The sequence below is a fragment of the Pseudomonas sp. MBLB4136 genome, from assembly GCF_051904765.1.
Taxonomy (GTDB): Bacteria; Pseudomonadota; Gammaproteobacteria; order Pseudomonadales; family Pseudomonadaceae; genus Aquipseudomonas.
The window spans coordinates 1,337,770-1,352,115 of sequence record NZ_CP196713.1 but is presented as its reverse complement, the minus strand read 5'-3'; the positions used below and the strand labels follow the sequence as shown (position 1 = coordinate 1,352,115).

General features: G+C 65.3%; 15 protein-coding genes and 1 tRNA gene. 6 read left to right on the top strand and 10 right to left on the bottom strand.

What is annotated here, in order from left to right; genetic code table 11:
- Nucleotides 1-3: 3 nt before the first annotated feature.
- From ACSX1D_RS06120 to ACSX1D_RS06110, 3 genes are all read right to left on the bottom strand, one after another.
- Nucleotides 4-411: a tetratricopeptide repeat protein gene (locus ACSX1D_RS06120; protein WP_439861418.1), complete on the bottom strand. Its 408-nt coding sequence runs from the start codon at nt 409-411 to the stop codon at nt 4-6.
- Between the two features lie 541 nt (nt 412-952).
- Nucleotides 953-1,705 carry an RES family NAD+ phosphorylase gene (locus ACSX1D_RS06115; protein WP_439861417.1) on the bottom strand — a complete coding sequence of 251 codons (753 nt, stop codon included), beginning with the start codon at nt 1,703-1,705 and terminating at the stop codon, nt 953-955.
- A 76-nt stretch (nt 1,706-1,781) separates the two neighbouring features.
- Entirely contained in the window at nt 1,782-2,150 is a 369-nt protein-coding gene (locus ACSX1D_RS06110) for an antitoxin Xre/MbcA/ParS toxin-binding domain-containing protein (protein ID WP_208708945.1), read from the bottom strand.
- A gap of 140 nt (nt 2,151-2,290) precedes the next feature.
- On the opposite strand from ACSX1D_RS06110, the gene ACSX1D_RS06105 reads away from it, so the two are divergent.
- The 3 genes from ACSX1D_RS06105 to ACSX1D_RS06095 are packed head-to-tail and all read left to right on the top strand — an operon-like array spanning nt 2,291 to nt 5,461.
- On the top strand, nt 2,291-4,900 hold the full coding sequence (locus ACSX1D_RS06105; protein WP_439861416.1) for an intermembrane phospholipid transport protein YdbH family protein: 2,610 nt from the start codon (nt 2,291-2,293) through the stop codon (nt 4,898-4,900).
- A gap of 13 nt (nt 4,901-4,913) precedes the next feature.
- Nucleotides 4,914-5,105 (top strand): YnbE family lipoprotein, encoded by a 192-nt coding sequence (locus ACSX1D_RS06100; RefSeq protein ID WP_208708943.1) that lies wholly within the window; start codon nt 4,914-4,916, stop codon nt 5,103-5,105.
- An 11-nt stretch (nt 5,106-5,116) separates the two neighbouring features.
- Complete coding sequence (locus tag ACSX1D_RS06095; protein ID WP_208708942.1) at nt 5,117-5,461, top strand: YdbL family protein; 345 nt, start codon at nt 5,117-5,119, stop codon at nt 5,459-5,461.
- A gap of 213 nt (nt 5,462-5,674) precedes the next feature.
- On the opposite strand, the gene ACSX1D_RS06090 is transcribed toward ACSX1D_RS06095, so the two are convergent.
- The 4 genes from ACSX1D_RS06090 to dapA form a co-directional block, all read right to left on the bottom strand.
- A tRNA-Ser gene (locus ACSX1D_RS06090) sits at nt 5,675-5,764 on the bottom strand.
- A gap of 193 nt (nt 5,765-5,957) precedes the next feature.
- On the bottom strand, nt 5,958-6,827 hold the full coding sequence (locus ACSX1D_RS06085; protein ID WP_439861415.1) for a phosphoribosylaminoimidazolesuccinocarboxamide synthase: 870 nt from the start codon (nt 6,825-6,827) through the stop codon (nt 5,958-5,960).
- Between the two features lie 105 nt (nt 6,828-6,932).
- The gene (gene bamC, locus ACSX1D_RS06080; RefSeq protein WP_439861414.1) at nt 6,933-8,051 is read right to left on the bottom strand and encodes an outer membrane protein assembly factor BamC; all 1,119 of its coding nucleotides are present in this window, start codon (nt 8,049-8,051) and stop codon (nt 6,933-6,935) included.
- Between the two features lie 17 nt (nt 8,052-8,068).
- The gene (gene dapA / locus ACSX1D_RS06075) at nt 8,069-8,947 is read right to left on the bottom strand and encodes a 4-hydroxy-tetrahydrodipicolinate synthase (protein WP_439861413.1); all 879 of its coding nucleotides are present in this window, start codon (nt 8,945-8,947) and stop codon (nt 8,069-8,071) included.
- Between the two features lie 227 nt (nt 8,948-9,174).
- Here dapA and ACSX1D_RS06070 point away from each other — a divergent pair, with 227 nt between their 5' ends.
- Both ACSX1D_RS06070 and ACSX1D_RS06065 read left to right on the top strand, forming a co-directional pair.
- Complete coding sequence (locus ACSX1D_RS06070; RefSeq protein WP_439861412.1) at nt 9,175-9,732, top strand: glycine cleavage system protein R; 558 nt, start codon at nt 9,175-9,177, stop codon at nt 9,730-9,732.
- A gap of 12 nt (nt 9,733-9,744) precedes the next feature.
- Complete coding sequence (locus ACSX1D_RS06065; RefSeq protein ID WP_439861411.1) at nt 9,745-10,218, top strand: peroxiredoxin; 474 nt, start codon at nt 9,745-9,747, stop codon at nt 10,216-10,218.
- 46 nt (nt 10,219-10,264) lie between these two features.
- On the opposite strand, the gene ACSX1D_RS06060 is transcribed toward ACSX1D_RS06065, so the two are convergent.
- Nucleotides 10,265-11,338, bottom strand: coding sequence for an AI-2E family transporter (locus ACSX1D_RS06060; protein WP_439861410.1), 1,074 nt, complete (start codon nt 11,336-11,338; stop codon nt 10,265-10,267).
- Between the two features lie 40 nt (nt 11,339-11,378).
- Nucleotides 11,379-11,630 (bottom strand): sulfurtransferase TusA family protein, encoded by a 252-nt coding sequence (locus ACSX1D_RS06055; protein ID WP_208708935.1) that lies wholly within the window; start codon nt 11,628-11,630, stop codon nt 11,379-11,381.
- Nucleotides 11,631-11,736: 106 nt separating this feature from the next.
- On the opposite strand from ACSX1D_RS06055, the gene ACSX1D_RS06050 reads away from it, so the two are divergent.
- Nucleotides 11,737-13,170: a M48 family metalloprotease gene (locus ACSX1D_RS06050; RefSeq protein ID WP_439861409.1), complete on the top strand. Its 1,434-nt coding sequence runs from the start codon at nt 11,737-11,739 to the stop codon at nt 13,168-13,170.
- Nucleotides 13,171-13,225: 55 nt separating this feature from the next.
- On the opposite strand, the gene nadA is transcribed toward ACSX1D_RS06050, so the two are convergent.
- On the bottom strand, nt 13,226-14,284 hold the full coding sequence (nadA, locus tag ACSX1D_RS06045) for a quinolinate synthase NadA (RefSeq protein ID WP_439861408.1): 1,059 nt from the start codon (nt 14,282-14,284) through the stop codon (nt 13,226-13,228).
- Between the last annotated feature and the right edge of the window lie 62 nt (nt 14,285-14,346).

The window sequence follows — 14,346 nt, the reverse complement described above, 5'->3', positions numbered from 1 at the left end:
GGCTCAGAGGCCGTTCAGCAGGCGCCTGGCCTCGTGGGAGCCCTGCCCGGCGGCGAGCTCCAGCCAGTGGCGAGCCTGCTGCGGCTCATGGCTGCGCGGCTGGCTGTAGAAGCGGCCAAGCTCCAGCTGGGCGCGGCGATCGCCGGCACGCGCGGCCTGACGCAGCAGTTCCAGGCCGATGCGCCGGTCGCGGGTATTGTCGCAGTCGCGGCAGAGCATCTGGCCCAGACGACTCTGTGCCTGCACCACCCCCTGACGCGCCGGCTGCTTGAGCAGATGGCCGGCGAAGCGCTTGACGCTGGGCGCGTGGCCCAGGCGCGGGCTGTCCAGCAGCCACAGGGCGACACGCAGCGGCAGGCGCGGACGATTGGACGAGGATTCGGCTGGCAGGCGAGGCAGAGCGCGAGACATAAGGAGAACAGCGGCAGTGGCGGCAAGAAAGGCGCGCCACTCTACTCTTTTTTTCGCCGAGGTAAAGCCTTGCAACAGGGGCTCTTCGAGCTGGCCGAAAGCATCCTCCGACAATCCACAGAAGCTGTGGATAACTCAGTGGACAACATGGGCGAAAGCGCCCCAATCACCCATGAAACAAGGCCTCAGGTCAAACTGACGATTTTTTCACCAACCAGAAAAAATCATATTTTTCATTGACTTATAGAATCCACACGGAGAATCAAGGGTTTACGTCGAAGATTAATTCCGCCTTGACAAGACGCCTTGCAAATGTGCACAAGTCTTTCGCCAAGCCCGGCCAACGCCCCGTTTCAGAGCGCTCGCAGGGCAAAAACGAACCACCCGGGGCAGGCTCCTGCGGGCCCTGTTCGCAGCGCTGCCTACCAGCCCGAGCCCCCTCGCAGCCTGCGGCAAACGCAGGCCCTGGCGCGGACCTGCGGTAGATGGCCGCAGCCGCGACTCAACCCTGCTTCACCCTGGTGCGCGGCGACTCAATCGCTCAGGCCGGCAAGGGCAAGCGCCCTTCGATCAGGTAGTCCTCCAGCTGGAACATCCGCGGCGTGTCGGGCGCCTGGGCGTGCTTGAACGCCACATAGCTGCGGGTGGTTTCGCACAACCAGGGCAGCAGGTTGCGCGGTCGCTTTTCCGCCAGGGCCGCCGGCGCATAGAGCGCGACGTTGCTGCCACCCAGCGGGCAGCGGGCGGAGCGATACTCGAAGGCCTCCACCCCGGCCGCGCGCATGCTCGCGCCCAGGGCCTGAGTGGCGCGATAGTCGCTCGGGTGGCTCAGCTCGCGCTGAAAGCGGTTGAACGGCGGCCGCTGCAGGCGGATGCCGCGCGCGACCTGATAACGCGCCTCGAACGAGGCGTGCTCGGACAGCACACGCCCGCTTGGCGGTGCGCTGGCCATGCCGTCCAGCAGCACGAAGCGGTAGTAGGCGGCCTCCGCCATGGCGGTCTCCAGGCCCAGCGCCGCGTAGAACAGGCTCGGCTCCTGGCGCGTGCCGAAGCGCGAGCCCCAGCGCAAAGGCGGGTAGCGAAACGGGGTTTTCAGCAGGTAATGCAGCGCCTCGGCACCACGCGGCAGCGGCGGCTTGCTGCTTTCCAGCAACTCCTCGAGCAGCGCCTGCTCGCTCAGGTTATCCACCAGTTGCAGCGTGGCGACCTGTTCCTGACTCTCAACCAGGCGCACCAGACGCCCGCGCAGGGGCGCGACCTGTTCGACCCCGCGACATTCTTGCCAGATGTCCATGGCGACTCTTCCTTATTGTTCTCGGCCCGCTCCCGGCCGGGTGACACAGCCCAGCATGCGGCGCTCGGCGCGGTGCTCAGACCTTGCCGCGGATCGCGTCCAGATACTCCACCACATGCACCAGCCCCTGCACCTGGCCCATCAGCTCCAGCGGCACGCCGGCCAGATGACGATTGTCGGTGCGCAGGAAGTGCCGCATGTCCTGCAGATTGCCGCCAAACAGGGCAAACAGCGCGCGATAGACCCGGATCAGCAGCAGCGCCAGCTCGCCGGTCTTGCTCTGCGGACGCAGGCCACCGTCGGCCCAGCGACTGATCGCCGTGCGGTGCACGCCGACTATGTCGGCCAGTTCCTGCTGCGTCAGCCCCAGCTGCTCGCGGGTATTGAGCAGGGCCTTGGCCAGCACCGCATCGGCATCTGCATGGGGTCGGACAAGTGCGCTCATGACCCTCGACCTCTGTGATCTATTTAGATCAATCTTAATACCTAATGATGCAAACGCACAAACAGACCGAGAAGCCGATTGGCAGCCAGGGGCCCTTGGGTTAACGTCCCCGGAGACCCTCACGCGATGGATCAGTGCCCATGATCAGCCGGCGCACCTGGCTGCGATTCCTCTGCTTGCTGCTCGTGCTGATGCTGCTCGGCGGCTACGGCTACTTCAGCCTGGGGCGCCTGCTCGAGCGTCAGCATGTCCAGCACCTCGACTGGCAAGCCCCGCGCCTGGCCCTGGATGGCCTGCACCTGGGCCGACTCGAGCTGCTGCAACAGAGTCCGGCCGGCCAGTTGCAACTGCGAATCGAGCGCCTGCACCTGGGTTGGGGTCAGTTCGGCCTGCAACCGCCCTACGTCCAACAGGTTCGCGCCGAGCGACTGTCGATGGCCTGGCACCCGGTAACGGAGCACGCCGCCAGTACGCCGGCGCGGAGACTGGACCTGAAGGCGCTCGGCGAAGCGCTCGCCATCCTGCCCCTGAGCCTGAGCATCGACGAGCTGCTCATCGACCTGCCCTGCGCCAAGGGCCGCTGCCAGCTGCGCGGCGACCTCCAGCAGAGCCGCTCGGCGGTCTCAGCAGGCGCGCTGGACCTGCGCCTCAATCTCGCCAGCGACGCCACTCGCCTCAACCTCGAGGGCCGGATTCAAAGCGTTGCCGATGCGACCGAGCTGCAGCTGGCCCTGGCGGTCAACGACCGCCCCCAGCTCAGCCTGCACAGCCGCCTGCAGGACAATGCCGATGGCACGCTGTGGCGCGGCGAGCTGTCGGCACCGACACTGGACGAAGCCACGGCGCTGCGCGAGTGGCTGAGGGACTGGCTACTGCCCATGGACGCGGCGCCGGCCGCCGCACCGAGTACCGTGCAGCTTGCCGCCAGCTGGCAGCTGCAGCTGCCCCGCGGCGATCTGGACATCAACCTGTTGCGCCGCGCCACGGGCCATATCACGGCCAACGGCGCGCTCGCCGAACCCTGGGCCATCCCGGGAATCGGCCAGTTGCAGGGCGAGCTCGGCCTGGGCCTGCGCGGCCTCGATGGCCGCTGGTACGCCGAACAACTGAGCGCCGAACTGGTGTTGCAGCAACCACTGCCGGACCAGCAACAGAGACTCCCGGCCGCGCTGCGCGCCGATTCGCTGCGCCTGCAGCTGGAGGCAGGCGAGCCGTTGGGCCCGCTGCCGAGCAATCTGGCCGAGCGCTCCCTGCCCCTGGCTTTCCGTCTGCACAGTCAGGGCCCGACACCACTCGAACTGCGGGGTCAACTGGCACTGGCCAACGCGCCGCCCTGGGCCGCGCAGTTCGCCGACGTGCAACTCAGCGCCAGCAGCCCACGGCTCACCCAGGGGAATTGGACGCTGCACAAGACCAAGGCCGACCTGCGCTTCAACGGCTACCTGGACCCCGAGCAGTTGCGTATCGAGCTGCAACGGGGCTCCGCACTCAGCCTCGACAGAGTGGCCGGCCGCGACCTGCAACTGCGGCGCCTGCGCGCCAACCTCGGCGGCCTGCAGCTGGGCGCACGCCTGCACAACGGCGATGCGTCCGACTGGCACCTGCAGGGCCCCGCCTCCATAGATGTCGAAAGCCTGCTGCACGCCGCCCTGAAGCCCCAGGGCTGGCGCTGGCAGGGTCGAGTGGAGCTGGCCGAAGAGCGGCTCGAGTCGAGCGGCGAGCTGTCGGCGGACTCGGACCTCAAGCTGCCCCTGCAGCTGCGCTACGACTCCGAGCGCGGCCTGCACGCCCACGCTCAGCTGCCGGAACTGTTCCTGCGCGCGGGCAACCCGCTGGCCACGACCCTGGCGCACTGGCCGGCGCTACTCGAGCTGAACCAGGGCCGCGTGAGCGCCGACGCGGTAATCGACCTCGCCCCCGGCCACGACTGGCCCGACCTGAAGCTTGAGTTGACCGGCAAAGACCTGGCCGGCATCTACGACCGCACCGCCCTCAGCGGCCTCGACGCGCGCACGCAGATCAGCCTGGACCATGGCCGCCTCCAGGTAGCACTGAGCGATCTGCGCCTGAAGGAAGCCAATCCGGGCATTCCCATCGGCCCGCTGCAGCTGCAGGCCGACTACAGCGCGTCCATCGAGCGACCGGAGCTGGGCCAGCTGAACCTGCGCCTGGCCCAGGCTGGGCTGATGGGCGGCAGCGTCCACGTCGCGGCCAATCAGTGGAAGCTGACGGAGACGCCACTGCTGATCCCCGTGGAACTGCGCGGCCTGCAACTGAGGCGGCTGTTCACCCTCTATCCCGCCGAGGGGCTGGCCGGCAGCGGCACCTTCGACGGCCATCTACCGCTGCGCCTGAGCCGGCACGGCATCCAGGTCGACCGCGGCCGAATCGCCGCCCGCAACCCCGGCGGCCACCTGCAACTGCGCTCCGAACGCATCAGGGCACTGGGAAGCAGCAACCCCACCATGCAGCTGGTGACCCAGTCACTGGAAGACTTCCACTTCACCACGCTGCGCAGCCAGGTGGACTACGATCCCCAGGGCAAGTTGCTGCTGAGCATGCGCCTGGAAGGCCAGAACCCGGCCATCGAGCAGGGCCGGCCGATTCATTTCAACATCAACCTGGAAGAAGACATCCCCTCGCTCTTGGCCAGCCTGCAATTGACCGATAAGGTGAACGAAATCATCCGTCGGCGAGTGCAGCAACGCATACTGAAACGCAACGCCAAAGCCGCTCCACTGGAGCCTTGAAGGAGGACGCGCCATGCGCGTGCAGATCTGTCTAGCGATCTTGCTCTTGGGCCTGCTGAACGCAGCCTGCACCCCGACCGTGCAGCTGACGGCGCCCAAGGAGCCAATCAACATCAATCTCAACGTGAAGATCGAACACGAAATCTACATCAAGGTGGACAAAGCCCTGGACGACATGTTCAGCGAGTCCAGCGGACTGTTTTGAGGAGCGCCGTCATGAACCTGCCTAGACGCATTGCCAGCCTGCTACTGCTGCTCAGCCTGAGCCTGCCGGCCATGGCCCTGAGCCTCAACGAAGCCATGTCCGCCCTCGGCCCGGCCAAGGCCAGCGGCCAGCTCGGCGAGATGGCCAACGGTTACCTCGGCGTGGTCAAGCCCGGGGGCCAGGCCAGCGAAATCGCCCGGCTGATCAACCAGGCCCGGCGCGCCGAATACCAGCGCCTGGCCAACGAGAACGGCATCAAGCTCGGCGACGTGGAAGCCATCGCCGGGCAGAAAGCCCTGGAAAAGACCCCGCCCGGCCAGTACATCCAGCTCCAGGGGCAATGGCGACGCAAATAGAGCTATAGCCGCAGAAATAGACAACCCCTGAAGTTTCGGCTTCGGGGGTTTTCTGTTTCTGGCGCAAGCAGAATCGACGATGAAGGCAAACCTGGCCACAGCGCAAAGGCTGGCAATGCATGCTCACGCGGGCCCGCCTCAACAATGCCAAGCCCTGGAAACGCAAAAGCCCCTGACTTCACGAGGAAATACAGGGGCTCAGGTGTTGCGATATGGCGGGAAGATAGGGATTTGAACCCTAGGTACCATCGCTGATACAACGGATTTCGAATCCGTCCCGTTCGGCCACTCCGGCATCTTCCCGTGGCGGCGCGCATGATAACAGCACATGCGCTTTTGGCGAAGCCCACTGAGCGATTTTTTCGCACAGTTTCAGATGCTTGCGAATTCTGTTCGGCCCGGCAAGGGCAGAACGCGGCGCGCGGCAGCGCTTTCAACCCGCCGGCAAAAGAAAAAGAGGCGCCTGGGCGCCTCTTCACTTCGGTCCGCTCGGCGCTCAGGCCGTCAGCCGCGTCAGGGCTTCGCGGTACTTGTCGGCGGTCTTCTGCGCCACCTCGGCCGGCACGGCCGGTGCCGGTGGCTGCTTGTTCCAACCGGTGGACTCCAGCCAGTCGCGCACGAACTGCTTGTCGAAGCTCGGCGGGTTCTTGCCTACGACATAGCTGTCCGCCGGCCAGAAGCGGCTGGAATCGGGGGTGAGCACTTCGTCCATGAGGGTCAGGCTGCCGTGCTCATCCAGGCCGAACTCGAACTTGGTGTCGGCGATGATAATGCCGCGGGTCGCGGCGTATTCCACCGCCTTGCTGTACAGGGCGATCGCCGTGTCGCGCACCTGGGCGGCGAGCTCGGCGCCGATGATGGCTTCGCACTGCTCGAAGGAGATGTTCTCGTCGTGATCGCCCACGGCGGCCTTGGTCGAGGGGGTGAAGATCGGCTGCGGCAGCTTGGCGGCCTCCTGCAGGCCGGCCGGCAGCTGAATCCCGCAGACGGTGCCGCTCTGCTGGTACTCCTTCCACCCCGAGCCGACGATATAGCCGCGCACAATGGCTTCCACGGCAACCGGCTTAAGGCGTTTGGCAACCACCGCACGACCCTCGACCAAGGGCAGTTCGGCCGCCGGCACGACATCCTCGACGCGGTCGCCGGTGAAGTGGTTGGGCACCACGTCGGCGAGCTTGTCGAACCAGAAGTTGGAAATCGCAGTGAGGATCTTGCCCTTGTCCGGAATCGGCTCGGCGAGGATCACGTCGAAGGCCGAAAGGCGGTCGGTGGCGACCATCAGCATGCGCTGGTCATCGATTTCGTAGAGATCGCGGACTTTGCCCGAGTAGATCTTCTTCAGGCTCAGGGTCGCAGGAGTGGTCATATCGGGATTTCCGCCTTTAGCAAACGAAACAGGCGAAACCGGGTGGGTTTCGCCTATTGGTTTTCGCCCGCGCCGCCGCTGCGGTGCGGGCCACTGGTTCGGTTTCTAGCCGAGGTTTTCCTGGATCAGGCCCAGTACCCGGCGCGCGACATCGGCTGGCGCCACGGTGTTGAGGTCCTTTTCCACGGTGACCTGGACGCTGTCACCCACCGGCGTCAGGCGCACCTGATAACGCTCGGCCCGGGCCTCGATCTCTTCCTTGTCCGCCTCGCCGCCGAGCAGCGAACCGAAGAAGCCGGGCTTCTCGCCCTTCTTCTTGGTGCCCTCTGCCAGGTTGATGTAGTAGACCCCGAGACTGCGATTGAGGTCGTCGACGCGCACGTCGGCCAACTCCAAGGAACGGCCGACACCGGACCAGGCACGATCGAAGTCGGCGCCGAGGTTCAGCACCGGATTGCCGTTGCCGTCTTCCGACAGGCTGACCCGGCTCGGCGCGTCGAAATCGCGGGCGGCCAGCAGCGATACCGAACCACCCTGCTCGGCGCTACGCGCCATGTTCGCCAGCATCTCGTCGAGCAAGGCGGCATCCAGAGCGGAGTTGGCGCCGCGGCTGGTGAAGGCCACGTCGGCACTGCTACCGGCCGGACGCTCGGCGCTGGCCACGAATATCTCACTGGTATTGCGCTGAACACCGGGCTCGATGCGCACCCGCACACGGGTCTCGGCGTCTGCCGCCACGCCCGGGGCGCGGCTGCTCAGGCGGCGCGCCAAGGCACTGGAGAGACCGTCGAGACGCTGCCACTCGGTGCTGAATTCACCAGTCTGCGGGCGTTCTTCGGCGATGCGAAAGCCATTGTCGGCAAAGAACTGGCGGGCCACCGGCCAGACTTCCGCCGGCACGCGCTGCGCCACCAGCCAACGCGACTCGCCGCTCTTCTGCAGGCTGAACTCGCTGGCATCGCCACGCACGGCCAGGGACTGTGGGCGCGGCACCTCGAACTCACCCTCGGCGGTGCTGCTGGCCACCTGCTGCGGAACCGGCAACAAGGGGTCGAGGCGCTTGGCCTCGACGTTTGCCGGCAGTTGCATGGGGGCGGTTTGCCGCGCGGTGAGGTAGTCGCTACCCCGATCGCGGAAATAACCATCTTCCCCCCACAACCAGCCACAACCGCTGGTGCTGGAGATGATCAGGGCAAGTGCAGAGAGTCCGGCCAGTCGCTTCATGCGTAGTATTTCCTCGATTAAACCAATACGCCGGACTGGCGCAGGGCCTGACGCAGCGGCTCATGACAGCGCGGACTGAGCCAGGTCAACGGCAGGCGGATGCCTTCCGGCATCATGCCCATTTCGTGCAGGGCCCACTTAACCGGGATCGGGTTGGACTCGATGAACAGCGTCTTGTGCAACGGCATCAAGCGGTCGTTGATGGCCCGCGCCAGGGCCGCATCGCCACGCATGGCCGCGGCGCACAGGTCACTCATCGCCCGGGGGGCGACGTTGGCGGTGACCGAAATATTGCCCTTGCCGCCCATCAGCATCAGCTCGACGGCGGTGGCATCGTCACCGGAATAGACCAGGAAGTCCTTGCTCACCCGATCCAGCACTTCCTGGCCACGCTGCAGGTCGCCGGTGGCTTCCTTGATGCCGATGATGTTGTCGATCTTCGACAGCCGCTCGACGGTCTCCGGCAGCATGTCGCAGGCAGTACGGCCCGGCACGTTGTAGAGAATCTGTGGAATCGCCACCGCTTCGGCGATGTGGCGAAAATGCAGGTACAGGCCTTCCTGGGTCGGCTTGTTGTAGTAGGGGGTCACCAGCAGGCAGGCGTCGGCGCCGACATCCTTGGCTGCGCGGGTCAGTTCGACCGACTCGCGGGTGGAGTTGCCACCGGTGCCGGCGATCACCGGGATGCGCCCGGCGACCTGGTCGACCACGCGACGGATCGCCTCGATATGCTCGGCCACTTCCAGCGTGGCGGACTCACCCGTGGTGCCGACCGCGACGATGGCGTTGGTGCCCTCTTGCAGGTGGAAATCCACCAGTTTGCTCAGGCTGTCCCAGTCGAGACCACCCTGTGCATCCATGGGCGTGACCAGTGCCACCATACTGCCCGCAATCATGCAACCGCTCCTGCTGGAAAATGAGAGCCGTAATGGTACTGGCGCCACCTGGCTTGCACAAGCGAAGGACAAGGCCTAAGGGCAAGTGGATAGCCAGCGCACACCATGGAATATTCCGTGCGTGCGCCGACCCCGAGCATTCCCCTGGGCGGCGCTTTTCGCTACCCTTCCGGCTTTGCTCGGCACCGCACCTGCGGACCGACCGTTCATCGTTTTAGGAAGGCTGCATGTCCACCCCCCCAGTTCGCGAACAATTCCTCGTCATCAGTGCACTCGGCCCCAACGCCATGGAGCTGACCAATGTGCTGTGCCGCGCCAGCCACGAAAGCCGCTGCGCCGTGGTCAGCACCCGCCTGAGCCGCCACGGTGAATTCAGCGCGCTGGTCCTGCAGATCTCCGGCAGCTGGGATGCCCTGGCCCGCCTGGAGTCCAGCCTGCCGGCACTGGCCAAGAAGCATTCGTTCTCGGTTAACGTCACTCGCAGCGGCGCCGCGGACAACCGCCCCCAGGCACTGCCCTACGTCGCTTACGTCAGCTCGGTCTATCGCCCGGACATCCTCAACGAGCTGTGCCAGTTCTTCATCGATCACCACGTCGAACTGGAGAACCTGACCTGCGACACCTACCAGGCACCTCAGACCGGCGGCACCATGCTCAACGCCACCCTGACCGTGACCCTGCCGGCCGGCACCCAGATCAGCTGGCTGCGCGATCAGTTCCTCGACTTCGCCGACGCCCTGAACCTCGACGCACTGATCGAGCCCTGGCGCCCGCAGAACCCATAAGGAGCCCCGACCATGGCCGTATCCGTCGACCAAGCCGTTCCCGACTTCCAGGCGCACGCCACCAGTGGCCAATCGATCCAGCTGTTGGCTCTGCGCGGCCAGCAGGTCGTGCTCTATTTCTACCCGAAGGACAGCACCCCCGGCTGCACCACCGAGGGCCAGGGTTTTCGCGACCAGTATCCGGCCTTTCAGGCGGCCAACACCCTGATCTTCGGCGTATCGCGCGACGGCCTGAAGTCCCATGAGAACTTCAAGGCCAAGCAGGCTTTCCCGTTCGAGCTGATCTCGGACAAGGACGAGGCACTCTGCCAGCTGTTCGAGGTGATCAAGCTGAAGAAGCTCTACGGCAAGGAGTACATGGGCGTGGACCGCAGCACCTTCTTGATCGACAAGGTTGGCGTGCTGCGCCATGAATGGCGCGGAGTGAAGGTACCCGGTCACGTCGACGCCGTGCTGGCGGCAGCCCAGGCGCTGAACCAGGGCTAATCGACCACTGCATGAAAAAGGCCGCGCGATGCGGCCGTTTTTCTTTCTACTCTTCCTGTATCTGCGCCTGCAGCTCGCGCCGCGGCCAGGCGCTCAATACGGCCTTGAACAGGGTGGCCAGGGGAATGGCGAAGAACACCCCCCAGAACCCCCACAGACCGCCGAACAGCAGCACCGCGCAGATGATCGCCACCGGGTGCAGGTTGACCGCCTCGGAAAACAGCAGCGGCACCAGCACGTTGCCGTCCAGCGCCTGGATCACGCCGTAGACCACCATCAGGTAGAGGAACTGATCGCTAAAGCCCCACTGGAACAACGCGATCAGCGCCACCGGCACGGTCACCACCACCGCGCCGATATAGGGCACCACCACCGACAGACCCACCGCCAGCGCCAGCAGCGCCGCGTAGTTGAGACCAAGCGCGGCGAAGGCGACGTAGGTGACGCCGCCGCAGATGAGGATCTCGATGAACTTGCCGCGGATATAGTTGGCAATCTGCTGATTCATCTCCTGCGCCACCCGGGTGATCAGGGCGCGCTCGCGGGGCAGGTAGCCACGCAACCACTCGCCGATCAGCTGCCGGTCCTTGAGGAAGAAGAACACTAGGATGGGCACCAGCACCACGTAGATCATCACCCCGACCAGCAGCGGCAGGCTGGCCAGGGAGAAGGACAACGCCCATTGACCGAACTGGCCCAGCTCGCCACGCACCGCCTCGATCAGCTGCAGCACCTGGGCGTCGCTGATCAGGTTCGGGTAGCGCTCCGGCAGCAGCAGGAACAGCGCCTGCCACTCGCCAAGCATCCGCGGCAGCTCATTGAACAGGTTGCTCAGCTGCCGCCACAGCAGCGGCATCAGCACCAACAGGAACAGCCCAAGCAGTCCCATGAACAGGGCGAACACCAGCCACACCGCGGCCAACTGCGGCAGGCGCAGGCGCTCCAGGGCAGAGACCAGCCCCTGCATCAGGAACGCCAGCACGAGCCCGGTTAGCACCGGCGCAAGCATCCCGCCCAGGGTCAGGATCACGGCAAAACCCAGGATCAGTAACACCGCCAGCACCACGGCCTGCTCATCGGAGAAGTAGCGGTGCAGCCAGTCGCGTAACACCTTAACCATCAAGATTCCTTAAATAGAAACGACCCGCGCAGACAGTGCGTCAGGCCTTGCGCAACCAGTAGCGATAGACACCGCCCTCGACTTCCTCGTGCAGCAGGCAATGCCCGGCGAGCGTCGCGAAGGCGCGCAGGTCGCGTTGCGAGCCGGCATCCGTGGCAATGACCTTGAGCACGGCACCGCTGGCCAGCTTGTTCAGCTCCAACTTGGCCTTGAGCAGCGGCAACGGACAGTTCAAGCCACTGGCATCCAGCTCCGCGTCGCAGGTCTCGAGCCACTCTTGCGTTTCGTTCATGCCACCCTCCGAGATAGACCCATAGGATACCGAAGGCCGCACAGCCCTGGCCAGGCGAACACCTGCGCGGCTACAGTATCGCCTTTGTCCGCCAAGAGCCCCGTGCATGAATGTTCTGCGCCCTACCCTGTTGACGCTCGCCTGCCTGCTCGCCCTGCCGGCAACCGCCAGCGACCTGCCGTCGCTCGGCGATGCCAGCTCCTCGCTGGTTTCGCCCCAGCAAGAACACCAGCTCGGGCGCGCCTGGCTCGGCCTGCTGCGCGGACAGATCAGCCAGCTGTCAGACCCGCAACTCAAGGAGTTCGTCGAGAGCAGCGTCTACCGCCTCAGCGAAACCAGCCAGCTGCAGGACCGCCGCCTGGAGTTCGTACTGCTCGACAGCCCGCAGATCAACGCCTTCGCCGCGCCCGGCGGAATCATCGGGGTCAACGGCGGACTGTTCCTCTATGCCCAGACCGAAGCTGAGTACGCCTCGGTCATGGCCCACGAACTCGCGCACCTGTCGCAGCGCCACTTCGCCCGCGGCCTGGAAGCCCAGCAGCGCATGCAGGTACCGATGATGGCAGCGATGCTGGCCGGCATAGTCGCCGCCGCCGCCGGCGCCGGTGACGTCGGCATCGCCACCATCGCCTCGACGCAGGCGGCGGCGATCCAGGAACAACGGCGCTTTTCCCGGCAGAACGAGCAGGAAGCCGACCGCATCGGCCTAGTCAACCTGGAGAAGGCCGGCTTCGATCCGCGGGCGATGCCGAGCATGTTCGAGCGCCTCATGCGCCAGTACCGCTACGACCGCAAGCCACCGGAATTCCTCCTCACCCACCCGGTCTCCGAATCGCGCATCGCCGATACGCGCAACCGCGCCGAGCAGCATGCCGGCGGCGGCATCAAGGACAGCCTGCGCTACCAGCTGATGCGCGCGCGGGTCAGCCTGATCTACGAAGGCACTCCTGGCCTTGCCGCCAAGCGCTTTCGCAGCATGCTCGAGGAGAACCCCAAGCTCGACGCGGCGCGCTACGGCCTGGCCTTGGCGCAGATCAAGGGCGGCCAACACCAGCAGGCGCGTGAGACGCTGCAGCCGCTGCTGCAGAACGAGCCGAACGATCCGACCTACAACCTCGCACAGATCGAGCTGGACATCGCCGCCAGCCGTCTCGATGAGGCCCAGGGGCGCATCGAGCGGCTGCTCGCGCTGTATCCGAACAGCTACCCGCTGCAGCAGGCCCGTGTCGACCTGCTGCTGAAGCAGGGGCGCGCGCAGGACGCCGAGCGCGCCCTCGACGAACTGCTGAAGAGCCGCGCCAAGGATCCGGATATCTGGTACCTGGTCGCCGAGGTTCGCGGCCTCAGCGGCAACACCGTCGGCCTGCACCAAGCCCGCGCCGAGTACTTCGCCCTGGTCGGCGATTTCGACGAGGCCATCGAACAGCTCGACTTTGCCAAGCGCCGCGCCAGCAACAACTTCCAGCTGGCTTCACGCATCGACGCCCGGCAGCGCGAACTGATGGAAGATCAGCGCATGATCGAACAGATGCTGCGCTAGGCAGACAGCAAAAAGCCCGGATTCACCGGGCTTTTTTGTACCTGCTGCGTTGCCGTTAGGCGTTGCCGGCCAGCTTCAGGCGTGCCGCCTGGGTGAAGTCCAGCATGCGCTTGAGCGGCCTGATCGCCCGCGGGATCAACGCCGGATCGACATGAATCTCGTTGCTGCCTTCACGCAGGCAGGCCAGGGTCCGCTCCAGGGTATTCATCGCCATCCACGGGCAGTGCGCGCAGCTGCGGCAGGCCGCGCCGTTACCGGCGGTCGGCGCCTCGACGAATTCCTTGTCCGGGCACAGCTGCTGCATCTTGTAGAAGATGCCACGGTCGGTGGCGACGATGAAGGTCTTGTTCGGCAGGGTCTGCGCCGCCTTGATCAACTGACTGGTGGAGCCCACCGCGTCGGCCAGTTCGATCACCGCGGTCGGCGACTCCGGGTGTACCAGCACCGCGGCGTCCGGGTACAGCGCCTTCATGTCTTCGAGCTGCTTGGCCTTGAACTCCTCGTGAACGATGCAGGCACCGTCCCACAGCAGCATGTCGGCCCCGGTCTTGTTCTGGATGTAGCGCCCCAGGTGCTGATCCGGCGCCCAGATGATGCTCTCGCCGTTGTCCATCAGGTGCTCGACGATCTCCACCGCGCAACTGGAGGTCACCACCCAGTCGGCCCGCGCCTTCACTGCTGCCGAGGTATTGGCATAGACCACCACGGTGCGCTGCGGGTGCTGATCGCAGAACGCGGCGAACTCGTCCACCGGGCAACCCAGATCCAGGGAGCAGGTGGCCTCCAGCGTCGGCATCAGCACACGCTTTTCCGGATTTAGGATCTTTGCCGTCTCGCCCATGAACTTGACGCCGGCCACCAGCACGGTCTGCGCCGAGTGCTGATTACCGAAACGGGCCATCTCCAGGGAGTCGGAGACGCAACCACCGGTCTCCTCGGCGAGCGCCTGCAGCACCGGATCGCAGTAGTAGTGAGCGACCAGCACGGCGTTCTGCTTTTTCAGCTCGGCGGCGATCTCGGCGCGATAGAAGGACTCTTGCTCGGGCGTCAGCGGCTTGGGCTGCTTGGCATCGAGATGAGCTTGAACCAGGAGGCGTTCGGAAATCTGCGTCATGTCATAAGGCCCTGTGAAGGTCTATTCAGAGCGGAGTTCTAGTATACCCGCCGATGGACGAT